The sequence below is a fragment of the Streptomyces varsoviensis genome (genome assembly GCF_000718635.1).
In the GTDB taxonomy this organism is placed as follows: Bacteria; Actinomycetota; Actinomycetes; order Streptomycetales; family Streptomycetaceae; genus Streptomyces; species Streptomyces varsoviensis.
Genome location: NZ_JOBF01000025.1, coordinates 88,826 through 100,571, shown reverse-complemented (window position 1 = coordinate 100,571; position 11,746 = coordinate 88,826). Strand labels below are relative to the sequence as shown.

At 72.9% G+C, this 11,746-nt stretch carries 9 protein-coding genes; 3 read left to right on the top strand and 6 right to left on the bottom strand.

Annotated elements, in window-relative coordinates; all coding sequences use genetic code 11:
- Positions 1 to 925: 925 nt before the first annotated feature.
- On the bottom strand, positions 926 to 1,408 hold the full coding sequence (locus tag IF55_RS29425) for a hypothetical protein (protein ID WP_030887696.1): 483 nt from the start codon (positions 1,406 to 1,408) through the stop codon (positions 926 to 928).
- A gap of 67 nt (positions 1,409 to 1,475) precedes the next feature.
- Between IF55_RS29425 and IF55_RS29420 the strand changes: the two genes are divergently transcribed.
- Positions 1,476 to 2,093 (top strand): TetR/AcrR family transcriptional regulator, encoded by a 618-nt coding sequence (locus IF55_RS29420; protein WP_030887693.1) that lies wholly within the window; start codon positions 1,476 to 1,478, stop codon positions 2,091 to 2,093.
- Between the two features lie 36 nt (positions 2,094 to 2,129).
- Positions 2,130 to 2,630, top strand: coding sequence for an NUDIX hydrolase (locus IF55_RS29415; RefSeq protein WP_245661491.1), 501 nt, complete (start codon positions 2,130 to 2,132; stop codon positions 2,628 to 2,630).
- 126 nt (positions 2,631 to 2,756) lie between these two features.
- Here IF55_RS29415 and IF55_RS29410 read toward each other — a convergent pair whose 3' ends face one another.
- Positions 2,757 to 3,875, bottom strand: coding sequence for an ADP-ribosylglycohydrolase family protein (locus IF55_RS29410; RefSeq protein ID WP_030887688.1), 1,119 nt, complete (start codon positions 3,873 to 3,875; stop codon positions 2,757 to 2,759).
- Positions 3,876 to 4,134: 259 nt separating this feature from the next.
- Between IF55_RS29410 and IF55_RS29405 the strand changes: the two genes are divergently transcribed.
- Complete coding sequence (locus IF55_RS29405) at positions 4,135 to 4,392, top strand: hypothetical protein (protein ID WP_030887685.1); 258 nt, start codon at positions 4,135 to 4,137, stop codon at positions 4,390 to 4,392.
- A gap of 154 nt (positions 4,393 to 4,546) precedes the next feature.
- On the opposite strand, the gene IF55_RS29400 is transcribed toward IF55_RS29405, so the two are convergent.
- The 4 genes from IF55_RS29400 to IF55_RS29385 form a co-directional block, all read right to left on the bottom strand.
- Positions 4,547 to 5,812, bottom strand: a complete 1,266-nt coding sequence (locus IF55_RS29400; RefSeq protein WP_048832689.1) for a hypothetical protein — start codon at positions 5,810 to 5,812, stop codon at positions 4,547 to 4,549.
- A gap of 314 nt (positions 5,813 to 6,126) precedes the next feature.
- Positions 6,127 to 6,939: a DUF8017 domain-containing protein gene (locus IF55_RS29395; RefSeq protein WP_245661489.1), complete on the bottom strand. Its 813-nt coding sequence runs from the start codon at positions 6,937 to 6,939 to the stop codon at positions 6,127 to 6,129.
- Between the two features lie 710 nt (positions 6,940 to 7,649).
- On the bottom strand, positions 7,650 to 10,250 hold the full coding sequence (locus tag IF55_RS29390) for a bifunctional FO biosynthesis protein CofGH (protein WP_030887665.1): 2,601 nt from the start codon (positions 10,248 to 10,250) through the stop codon (positions 7,650 to 7,652).
- A 209-nt stretch (positions 10,251 to 10,459) separates the two neighbouring features.
- On the bottom strand, positions 10,460 to 11,320 hold the full coding sequence (locus IF55_RS29385) for a TIGR03619 family F420-dependent LLM class oxidoreductase (protein ID WP_030887661.1): 861 nt from the start codon (positions 11,318 to 11,320) through the stop codon (positions 10,460 to 10,462).
- Positions 11,321 to 11,746: the final 426 nt, after the last annotated feature.

The following is an 11,746-nucleotide window of genomic DNA, read 5'->3' as shown; positions in this document are numbered from 1 at the left end:
TGACCGCGTTCTTGAACCCGGCGTCAACCGCCCCTTCGTCACGGACGGGTGTCCGCGGCGACCTGGTCCACCAGCGCGATCCCGATGTGTCGTCGCGCGCTGAGTTCACATTCACCCCGGTGACAGCCAAGTGGTGGTGCGGCAACGCGCCCACACGCTCCGACCACCGTGCGGTGCAAGGCCCCATTGCCCCGCGGCGCTCTCCCGACGCCAGCCGAGTGGCGGCAGAGCCCCCGCACAATCCAACCCCCGTGCCGCGGTGCCTTCCCCGGCCGGCCCCGCCGTGCCAAAACCCTCTACCGCAGCCAAGCGCCCCGCACAACCCGACCGCTGTGGGGCGGCCCCCCTCTAACCCCGCCGCCACCAAAGTCCCCGGCGGCAGCCGAGGGGCCAAGTGGCCGCCGAGACCCACGGAGCCCGCCCCGTGCGGCGAGTGGCGCCCTCTCTGGCCCCACCACCCCGAAACCCCCGGCCGCAGTAGATCGGGCACACCCCAGGACAACCCGACCGCCGCACAGCGGAGCCCGCCCCCCTCTGGCCCCAGCCCCAAAGCCCCCGGCGGCAGCCGAGCGACATCCCCCTCACAGAGCCCGATCCGTCACGCGCCGGGGCGCACCCCCGGGCGGCCTCCGCGGCCGCCCCACCCCCCGGCGGCAGCCGTGCGGCGGCAGCCGAGTGGTGGGGACGTTCGGCCCGCCCCCCGCGCGGGCCGGTGCGTGGCCAGGGCCACCACTCGGGATGCCGCCAGCCCCCTTCCCCCCAATGCGCCCGAGGTGGCTGGGGTCTCGCTCTTCGGCTGACCGAGCCGCGTGGGCGGCGAAGGCCCCCCAGGGCGGAGCCCTTGGGGCGCCGGCCCCGCCGCGGCGGGCGGCCGTCGGCGGCGGGCGTGTCGTCGGAAGCGGGCGTGTCGTCGGAAGCCGGCGTGTCATCGGAGGCGGCTCCGTTCCGGGGCGAAGGGGATGCCGGTGGTGCGGGCGCGGCGGCCTACGACGAGGGCTTCGCCCAGGAAGCCGACGCCGATGGAGAGTTGGACCGGGCGGGCGTCGGCGTGCATGCCGGCCTTTTGGGCGAGGAGCCCGAATACGGCCATGACCAGCAGCGACCCGACGATGACGAGGAACGTGCGGCCGGTGTAGCGCTGCCAGAGCACGCCCTCCTTGGCGAAGACGCGGACGGTCGTACCGCGTACCGCGCCGAGCGCCGTGCCGAGGACTGCGCCGCCGACGACCCAGCCGATGTCGCCGGCGGCCAGGTCGTCCGTATCGCAGAGGATCCATATGCCGATGCCGCTGAAGATGGCGGCGGGCGCGAGCAGATCGCTCACGGCGAGCGGTTCACCGAGCAGCCGTCTGACCACCACGGCGATCAGCCCCGCGACGACAAGTCCCGCGACCAGCCAGCCGTTCATTCCCGTTCCCCCTTTTTAGCTCAACCTTGCCAAAAAGAATTTAGCCTGCTCGTGCTATAAAGGCAACATGCCGAAGATCGTCGATCCCGAAGCCCGCCGCCAAGAAGTGGCCGAGGCCGTCTTCCGCGTCGTCGGCAGGGACGGCCTGGAACACGCCTCGCTGCGCAACGTCGCCGACGAGGCCGGGCTCGCCATCGGGTCGGTACGCCACTACTTCGCCGACCACGCGGAGCTGATGATCTTCGCCATGGACGAGCTGAGCCGCCGCACCGACCGCCGCGTACGCGCGCACGCCGACGAAATCCTCGACCCGGCCTCCCCCATCGACCGCGCGGTCGGCACCGAGGAACTCCTCGCCGAACTGCTCCCGCTCGACGAGGCACGCCACGCGGAAGCCGTGCTCTGGCTCGCCTTCACCAGCGCCGCCCGCACCCGCCCCGAACTACAGCCACGCTCCCAGGAGATGCACGACTCCAAGCGGTCGCTGATGGCGCACGTACTGAGCGAAGCCGACCGCCTCGGCGGCCTGCCGCCCGGCACCGACATCGAGGTGGAGAGCCTGCGCCTGACCGCCCTCCTCGACGGCCTCGCCTTCCAGCTCGTCCTCCACCCCGGCCACACCACCCCGGACGCCGCCCGGCACGTACTCCGCCGCCACCTGCGCGGCCTCCAGCAGGGAAATTAGGCGCGGCACCGGCCACCAACCCTTGATACCGCCGGGATGCCCCACCCCGGAAGCAGCGCCCTGACTGCCCCCATACGTCCCAGAATCCGCGTCGCCGCCTACGTGATCCGCCTGCGCGCCGTCCCCGAACTCCTGGTCTTCGACCACATCGGCGCGCCCGACGCCGGCACCCAGGTCCCGGCCGGCGGCGTCGCCCCCGGCGAGACTCCCGAGGCAGCCGCCCTCCGCGAAGTCGCCGAGGAGACCGGGCTGCTGACCGCCACCGTGCTCCGACGCCTCGCGGTGGAGGACAAGCCCCACCCCGACACCGGGCAGCCCCGCCGCACCACCTTCCTCCACCTCCAGGCCGCACCGGACACCGCCCCACGAGACGCCTGGGTCCATCAGGTCAGCGGCGGCGGCGGCGACCACGGCCTCGCCTTCGCCTGCCGGTTCGTCCCGCTGCCGCTCGTAGCGCCCCTGGCCGACGGGCAGGACGCCTGGCTCGGACGGATCGATCCGCGCTGGGCCGTTACGGGCGAGGGCTGCGGACAGTAGCCCACGGCCGCCGCCCGTACGAGGCCCCCGGCGCGCGTACGAGGCCCCGCCGCCCGTACGAGGACCCGCCGCCCGTACGAGGCACCCCGCCCCCACACACCCCCGCCCCTACGAGCGGCACGAGCGCTACGAGCGCGGGTACCGCTCCAGCCACGCCGGCGTCGAGCCCGCCGGGCCGTGCAGCGCCGCGCCCTGCGTCATCTCCATGGCGAAGTCGTCGGCCAGTTCCAGCACCGTGGCCCGCCCCTCCAGCTCCGCGAGCCAGCCCGGCGGCAGCGCCGTCTCCCCGTGCATCGCGCCCAGCAGATTGCCGCAGATGGAGCCGGTGGAGTCCGAGTCTCCGCTGTGGTTCACGGCGAGCAGCAGCCCATGGCGTACGTCCTCGGCGACCAGCGCGCAGTAGAGGCCCATCGACAGCGCCTCCTCGGCCGTCCACCCCTCGCCCAGCGACTCGACGCGTTCCGCCGAGGGGAGCCCCTGCCGTACGGCCCCGAGCGCCTGCTTGAGCGCGTCCGCCGTCTCCTCGTGGCCGGGGCGCGCCGCGAGCAGCGCGAGCGCCCGCTGCACCGAACCGTCCAACGACTCGCCGCGCGCCAGACCGTGCATGATGACGGCGAAAGCGCCCGCCGCCAGGTAGCCGGTGGGGTGGCCGTGCGTCTGCGCGCCGCATTCCACGGCGAGCTGGAAGACCAGCTCCGGCTCCCACCCGACCAGCAGCCCGAACGGCGCGGATCGCATCACGGCCCCGCACCCCTTCGAGTCCGGGTTCTTCGGCCGTTCCACCGTCCCCATCGTCTCGTCGCCGAGCCCCGACAGACAGGCCCGGCCGGGCGCGCGCCGCGCGTACAGCCATTCCTCGCGGGCGAGCCAGCCGGCGTCCGGCTTACGCTCGTCCGGCCCCCAGTCCCGCTGGGTGGCCGCCCACCGCAGGTACGCGCGGTGCACGTCGGTCGGCGGGTGCCAGGCCCCGGTGTCGCGCCGCACCTGGGCGCGGATCAGGCCGTCCACCGTGAAGAGCGTCATCTGCGTGTCGTCCGTGACCGCGCCGCGCCGCCCGTACGCCGGTACGTAGTCGGTGACGCCCTCCGCGCCGTGCTTCGCGCGGATGTCCGCGAGGGAGTTGAACTCGATGCCCGCGCCGAGCGCGTCCCCGATCGCGCCGCCGAGCAGCGCGCCGCGCACCCGGCTGCGGAAGTCCTGCTGCTCGACGCGGTCCCATATGGCAGTCGCTGCGTTCGCGCTCACGCCTTCGCCTCCTTGCGTCGGCTGGTTCACTGTCCCGGCCCCGTGCCCAGCTCAGCCCTGGATCTGCGACCGTCCCCGTCGGCCATGGTCAGCCGTACGACGTACGCCCAGGACTTGTCAGGTACCGGACCGACTCAGCACTTTAATAGACCGCCATCGATCACTTCCGGCCGATCCGCGCTACGGGCGGTTGCGGATGGCTACGGGCGTCAGCGCGCCCCACGCGATCAGCGGGCCGCCTTGTGGGCATGCTCTTGCCATGTCCGACTCGTTCGAGAGTGACCGCATCACCATGGCCGTGATCGCCTGCGCCCTGGCGGACGACAGCGACGGCGCGGTGGAGCTCCTGAAGCCGCTGGACGCCCGGGATGTCTCCCGTATCGCCGTCCGGCTGGCCGCCATGGCCGCCGACGCCCTCATCTCGGCCGCCGAGGAGGGCGGCGGGAATCGCGACGAGGCCCTGGCGCACTGGCAGCAGTGCATCCTGCAACACGAAGCGGACCACGACGGGGGATAGCGGACGGCAGACACCGGAGACCGCGAAGCCGGTAGCGGGCAGCGGTCAGCGGGCAGCACGAAACCGGTAGCGGACGGCGGACAGCCCGAAGCTGGTGGCAGGCAGAGGGCAGCGGGCAGCGGAGACGCCGGGCTTACGGGCCGGCCGCCGCCCGCTACTGGGGCAGGGACCGGCGTTCGCGCATGGCCTCACGAATGCCGTCCGCCTGCCTGCGCACGTAGGCGGAGACCCGCGACATGGCCTCCTCGTTGAGGGCGTCAGGGTCTGTGGACGCCCGGTTCACAAGGAATTCGTCCGGCAGGGCGGCCACCAAGTGCGAGGCGATCTTGATCGTCGGGGCCTTGCCGGTGGCCGCTTTCCTCGTAGCCGCTCTACCCGTGGCCGCCCCACCCGCGATGGCCCCGCCCGCAGTCGCCGTACGCCCAGTCGCCCCACCCCCGGTCGCCCTGCCCGGACCGGCCTTACCACGCGGGACGGCCGCGCCGCCCGCCACCGCCCAGCCGCTCGGAGCCGCACGGCCGCCCTTCACCACGGGAACACCCGCGAAAGTGCCGACGGGATCGCTCGCGGCGGACCCGGCCCGTACCGGCGGAGCAGCGCCCTCCACTCCCCCGTAACAGCCGTCGCACACCCCGCCCTTCAGCGCTTTCGCGGGGCCGGGCGTCCGGCAGACGACACACTCAAGGAGCAGTGGCGTGCGCCGGGGCGCTTCCCGTACGGGTGGCATCTTCATCTCGATGCGCTTCTCCACGAACCGTTTGGGCGCGCCCACTTCAGGGGGCAGCCCCGAGACCATCTGCGTCGTGAAGTGCAGCCCGGACAGATCGCGTTTGAGCCACTCCTCTACGAGCGGCTGGAGCGCCCGGCATTCGGCGGCGGAGAGCGTCAGCCGGTGGTCGTGGTCGGCGAGCCGCCGCAGCAGCGCGTACGCCCGCTCCGCCCGTGGCACGGTCTCCACGACCGCCTCGGGGACCGGCACGCTCTCCGCCTCCGGTACGAACTCGGGCCGGGGCTGCGGCTCCTGCCAGCGGTCCATGTCCTGCCCGCGCTGGTACGCCGCCCACCACGCGTCGCTGCGCGGCGCCCGCGAGAAATACGTCCGGGTGACGTGCTTCCCGGCCTCCAGCCGCTCCGTGAACCGCCTCAGGTGCCCCTCCGTCGCCAGCCGCCGCAGCGCCGTGCCGAGGGCGCACTGCCCGTAGTCGAGCTGTTCCGCCAGTGCCTTGATGGAGATGCAGGTGCCGTCGGGCAGCCGGTCGATGTAGGAGGCGATGGACGCCTCCCGCCTGGGGAGATGCGCGAAATCGTCGGCCCGCCGGGGGCCTTGGCCGGAAATGGCGCGCTTGCCGAAACCGACCGACGCCATGCGGGGGCGGAGGTCCGCCTCGGAGTCGTGGGAGCTAAAATTGGCTGGAGCCATAGGGGATCATTGGCCGATCTCTAGTGGTTAGGCCCCCGCTAGGCGCGTCTACGCCTTCGGGGGTCGCTTCATGAGCGGCACCGTACACGCTCCCAGCCCACCGTGGCGACTCGATCACAAAAAGTCATATCCCCTGGTCCGCCGCCCACTTGGGTTGGGTAGGAGGGTTGTGTTTCCCTCACCGTTCCAATGGGATCGCTCGGATACCGGGCACCGAATCCTGCGCCTTGAGCTCCGGGCCCGAGCAGGGGATACGGCGGTGAATGTGCGCGTCACCCGTTCCGGGGCGGCCGTCCCGGAACGGGTGACGGCGGTCAGGGGGTCGTCGGGCGGACCGTGTTCATGATCTTGGTGATCTGGTCATTGGTGAGGGCATTGGGAACGCCCTGGTCCGCATAAATCACCCAGCCGTGCATGGTGCCGTCGGGCAGCTTCTGGGCGATGCTGTGGACGACGGCGGTGGCCGGTACGCACGTGCTGGCGCGGTTGGCGACGGTGACCTCGGCGGTGGCGGTGTAGCCGTCGATGCCGTTGTGCTTCCAGGGCTTCGCCGGGCCCACCTTCACCTTCGGCTTGTTGCCGGGGCCGCCGTACGCGGCGAAGCCCCAGTTGCCCGCCCAGTTACGGGCGTTCTCGGTGAGCGAGCCCTCCTTGCCGCCGCCCGTGGTGCCGACGGTGGCGAGCTGGCCCTTGCCCGCCTCGCCGAACGCCTTGGGGTTCGCGGACGAGGCGCAGCCGCCCTCGCGGTAGTTGGCGGTGCCGGTCATCACGACGATCGGCTTGCCCTGGTCGTCCGTGTAGGAGAGGGCCTGGGCCGGCGCGAACGTCTGCCACTTCTCGGCCTTGCCGGGCACGTCGTAGCGGAAGTGATGCTCCTCGTGGGCCTGCGTCTGCCAGCCCGCCACCAGCGGCTTGCCGCCGGACTCCCCGGCCTCCCCGGACTCCCCGGGCGCCCCCGCCCCGCCCGGCGCGTCCGACGCGCCCTTGCCGCCGCCGGCCGGAGCCTGCGAGGCGGAGGCGGACGACTTCGGCTTGTCCCCGGCCTCGGCCGCCTTCTTGTCGTCGCCGCCGCTGGTCAGCAGGAACACCCCGCCGCCGATCACCGCGAGCGCCACCACCGCGCCCACCGCCGCGATCAGCCCCTTCTTGCCCTTACGGCCGGGCGGCTGGGCCCCGGGCCCTGGCCCACCGGCACCCGGGCCGGGCGCGGCAAAGCCGGGGCCGCCCGGCCCGGGAACATGGCCCGGAGGACCGTACGCCGGGCCGCCGGGAACGTGACCACCAGGACCGCCAGGGCCACCGGGGCCGCCAGGGCCACCGGGGCCGCCAGGGCCCGGAACGCCGGAGCCCTGCGCGCCGTACGCCGCCGCACCACCGGGACCCGGAACGCCAGTCCCCGGAGGAGTCCCGGGAGCAGCGGCGCCCGGAGCGCCAGTCCCCGGCCCCCACGCCGGCGGCGGGCCGAAACCCTGCGGCGGTTTCGGAGCCTGCTGCGGCTGCTGCGGCTGCGGAGCCTGCTGCGGCTGCGGAGGCTGCTGCTGTGAAGACTGCGGCGGCTGCTGCGCCTGTGTCGGCTGATGCGAGAGGGGCACAGGTTGCGCGGGCTGCGCAGCTTGCGGAGGGCTCGGGGGTTGCGACGGTTGCTGTGGGGTCTGTTGGGGCTGCTGAGGCTGGTCGGGCTGTTGGGGGTTCTGCGAATTTTGCGGCCAAGACATCCGCACACCTTATGCACCCGTCGGTTTCCAGCCAGTTCGCGGTCCGCAACGGAACCGTAACCGCCGCCGGCCCCCGCCCGTACCGCGCCTGGCCAGCCCCCGCCAGTCCCCAGTCCCTTTCCCTAGTCCCCCACCACCGGCAGCAGCTCCGGCAGGTGCCCGTCCGAGGCGAGCGCCGCCGCCTGCCGCTCCTCCGGCACCTCGCCGTAGGTCGTCGTACGGACGCGGGACGGGCGGCCCGCGGCGTCGGCGATGGCGACGAGGTCCCGGATCGAGCGGTACGAGCCGTAGGAGGAACCGGCCATCCGGGAGATGGTCTCCTCCATCAGCGTGCCGCCGAGGTCGTTCGCGCCGGAGCGGAGCATCTCGGCGGCGCCCTCCGTGCCGAGCTTGACCCAGCTCGTCTGGATGTTGGTGATATGCGGGTGCAGCAGGATGCGGGCCATGGCCGTGACGGCGCGGTTGTCACGCGTGGTGGGGCCGGGGCGGGAGATACCCGCGAGGTAGACGGGGGCGTTGGTGTGGATGAAGGGCAGGGTGACGAACTCGGTGAAGCCGCCCGTCTCCCGCTGGATCTCCGCCAGCGTCCGGAAGTGCCCCAGCCAGTGGCGCGGCTGGTCCACGTGCCCGTACATCATCGTGGAGGACGAGCGGATGCCCAGCTCGTGCGCCGTCTTGACGACCTCGATCCAGGTGGCGGCGGGCAGCTTGCCCTTGGTCAGGACCCAGCGCACCTCGTCGTCGAGGATCTCGGCGGCGGTGCCGGGGATGGAGTCGAGCCCCGCCTCCTTGGCGGCGGTCAGCCACTCGCGGATCGACATGCCCGTACGGGACGCGCCGTTGACGATCTCCATCGGGGAGAAGGCGTGCACGTGCATGCCCGGCACGCGCTCCTTGACGGCGCGCGCGATGTCGAAGTAGGCGGTGCCCGGCAGGTCGGGGTGGATGCCGCCCTGCATGCACACCTCGGTCGCGCCGACCTCCCACGCCTGCTCGGCGCGGTCGGCGACCTGCGAGAGGGAGAGGGTGTACGCGTCGGCGTCCGTGCGGCGCTGGGCGAAGGCGCAGAACCGGCAGCCGGTGTAGCAGACGTTGGTGAAGTTGATGTTGCGGGTGACGATGTATGTGACCTCGTCGCCGACGGTCGCGCGGCGCAGGTCGTCGGCGACGCGGCAGAGCGCGTCGAGCGCCGGGCCGTCGGCGTGCAGCAGCGCCAGCGCCTCGTCGTCGGTGAGCCGGGTCGGGTCGTCGGCGGCGACGGAGAGCGCGGCGCGCACGTCGGCGTCGATGCGGGAGGGGACCATGCCGGGGGCCGCCGCCTCGCGCAGCGCCTCCCAGTCGCCGTACACGTCGTCGAAGTCGTCGCGCCGGTCGGTCGTGCGGCCCTCGGTGTCGATGGTGTGGTGGAGGTCCGTACGGCCGGAGGCGCCGAGCGAGAAGCCCTCGTCGGGCTCCTGCCAGGGGTGGCCCTCCACCACGGCGTCCGGGCGGGCGAGGCCGGTCTCGGGGTCGGCCAGCGCCCGTACGTGCGGGAGCAGCCGCGGGTCCAGCCAGGGCTCGCCGCGCTGGACGAACTCGGGGTAGACCGCGAGCCGTTCGCGCAGCTCGAAGCCGACGGCGGCGGAGCGCTCGGCCAGCTCGTCGATCTGGGGCCAGGGGCGCTCGGGGTTGACGTGGTCGGGGGTGAGCGGCGAGACGCCGCCCCAGTCGTCGATGCCGGCCTCGATGAGCTGCGCGTATTCGGCGTCCACCAGGTTCGGCGGGGCCTGGAGGCAGGCGGCGGGGCCCATGATGTGCCGGGCGACGGCGACGGTGGCGACCAGGTCCGCGAGCTCCGCGTCCGGCATGCCGCGCATCGCGGTGTCCGGCTTGGCGCGGAAGTTCTGGATGATCAGTTCCTGGATGCCGTGGTAGGCGCGGGCGGTCTTGCGCAGCGCGAAGAGGGATTCGGCGCGCTCCTCGTACGTCTCCCCGATGCCGATCAGGAGGCCGCTGGTGAACGGCACGTTGGAGCGGCCGGCGTCCTCCAGGACGCGCAGCCGGACGGCGGGCTCCTTGTCGGGCGAGCCGTAGTGCGGGCCACCGGGCTCGGACCACAGGCGGGTGGCGGTGGTCTCCAGCATCATGCCCATGGAGGGGGCGACGGGCTTGAGCCGCTGGAGGTCGGTCCAGGACATGACGCCGGGGTTGAGGTGCGGGAGGAGCCCCGTCTCCTCCAGGATGCGGATCGCCATGGCCCGTACGTACGCGATGGTGTCGTCGTAGCCCTCGGCCTCCAGCCATTCGCGCGCCTCGGGCCAGCGGTCCTCGGGCTTGTCGCCGAGGGTGATCAGGGCTTCCTTGCAGCCCAGTTCGGCGCCGCGGCGGGCGATGTCGAGGACTTCGTCGGGGGACATGAACATCCCGTGGCCCGCGCGGCGCAGCTTGCCGGGGACGGTGACGAAGGTGCAGTAGTGGCATTTGTCGCGGCAGAGCCGGGTGAGCGGGATGAAGACGCTGCGCGAGTACGTGATGACGCCGGGGCGGCCCGCGGCCTGGAGGCCGGCGTCGCGCACCCGGCCCGCGGAGGCGGTGAGGTCCTTCAGGTCGTCGCCGCGCGCCTGGAGCAGCACGGCGGCCTCGGCGACGTCCAGGGCCACCCCGTCACGGGCCCGTTTGAGCGCACGACGCATGGCGTTGGCGGTCGGTGCGGCCTGGTCGGGTGGCTGCGCGCTCGAAGTCATCCCTTGAGGATACGAGCGGGCACTGACACTGGGTCGGCGACGGGCGCGTCGTTTGTGTGGAGCTGATCACGTCAGGTGGAGGGGGCCTCCAGGTGTATCGGAGGGTACGGTTCCGCCCGCCTCCTCACCGGGGCGATGAAGGCCCCCGCAGTCCCCTCCTTCACGTAGGCCCCTCCCCTCACGTCCGTCCCGCGCCCGTCCCGCCCGCGTCACAGATATTGCGCGAACTCGTCCAGCGCCCGCACCACCTCCGCCTCGCCCGCCGAGGGCAGGTCCAGAATGACCTCGGACACCCCCAGATCCTGATAGTGCGCGAGCTTGCCCTGCGACGGCACCACCCCGCACGGCACGATCTCCGGGCCCTCCCCCTCGCGCCCCGCGTCCCGCCACGCCTGCCGCAGCGCCGGCAGCGACCGCGTCAGACCGCTGCCGCCGAGCGGCATCCAGCCGTCCGCGTACTCCGCGATATGCGCGAAGAGCTTCGGCCCGGCCGCGCCCCCGATCAGCGTGCGCGGCCCGGTCAGCGGCTCGGCCCCGGCGCGCCCGCGCGGCGCCGTCAACGGCTTGGGGTGCGCGTAGCTGGCCCGTACGGACTCGAACTCGCCCTCGTAGGACCGCGGTTCCTCGGCCCACAGCGCCCTCATCAGCGCCATCCGGTCCCGCACCAGGTTCCGGCGGGTGGCCCAGCGCACCCCGTGGTCGGCGGCCTCCTCCACGTTCCAGCCGTACCCGACGCCGAACGTGAAGCGCCCGCCGGAGAGGAAGTCGAGGGTGGCCACCTGCTTGGCCAGCACGATGGGGTCGTGCTCGGCCACCAGCGTGATCCCGGTGCCCAGGGCGAGGCGCTCGGTGACCGCGGCGGCCTGGCCGAGGGCGACGAACGGGTCGAGGGAGCGCCCGTATTCGCGCGAAAGCGGTTCCCCCATGGGGGCGGGGGTTTCGCGGCTGACGGGTATATGGGTGTGCTCGGGGAGATAGAGGCCGGAGAAACCGCGCTGCTCCAGCTCGCGCGCGAGCCGTACCGGGCTGATCGTCTCGTCGGTCAGGAAAATCGTGGTGGCGATTCGCACTGGAACACCTCCGTCATGGGGAAACGGCGACCAAGGGGCAGTAGCTGTGGAGCAGTGGCCGTAGGGCAGCGGCCATGGAGCGGCGACCACGGAGCGGAAGCCACGGCCGCCGCGTTCACGGTATGCCCGAGGAACGTACGGAAGACCTGTCCCGGACGCGCCGTCGCCACACCGGCGGACACACGGCCGCCACATCGGACGGCGGAGTCAGGTCACCACGGGCGGCGGCTTCGGGCTCTCGCCCGACCAGGCCCCCTCGCGGCCCCTGCTGCTTCCGCGGCCCCGATATCCCCTCCGCCCCGCCGCCCCCTGCATCCTCTGCGGCCCGTCCCACCCGCTCGGCCCACCCCGCCCCCTCCGAACGGCAACTCGCAGTCCCGGGCCCGTTCCCCCGCGCGCCACCCGGGCGTACAACGGTGTCCTCGC

Bases quoted from the DNA above. Each gene is read 5' to 3' on its own strand.
- IF55_RS29390 (WP_030887665.1), bottom strand. From the start codon at position 10,250: ATGACTTCGAGCGCGCAGCCACCCGACCAGGCCGCACCGACCGCCAAC.
- IF55_RS29425 (WP_030887696.1), bottom strand. From the start codon at position 1,408: ATGAACGGCTGGCTGGTCGCGGGACTTGTCGTCGCGGGGCTGATCGCC.
- IF55_RS29415 (WP_245661491.1), top strand. From the start codon at position 2,130: ATGCCCCACCCCGGAAGCAGCGCCCTGACTGCCCCCATACGTCCCAGA.
- IF55_RS29400 (WP_048832689.1), bottom strand. From the start codon at position 5,812: ATGGCTCCAGCCAATTTTAGCTCCCACGACTCCGAGGCGGACCTCCGC.
- IF55_RS29405 (WP_030887685.1), top strand. From the start codon at position 4,135: ATGTCCGACTCGTTCGAGAGTGACCGCATCACCATGGCCGTGATCGCC.
- IF55_RS29420 (WP_030887693.1), top strand. From the start codon at position 1,476: ATGCCGAAGATCGTCGATCCCGAAGCCCGCCGCCAAGAAGTGGCCGAG.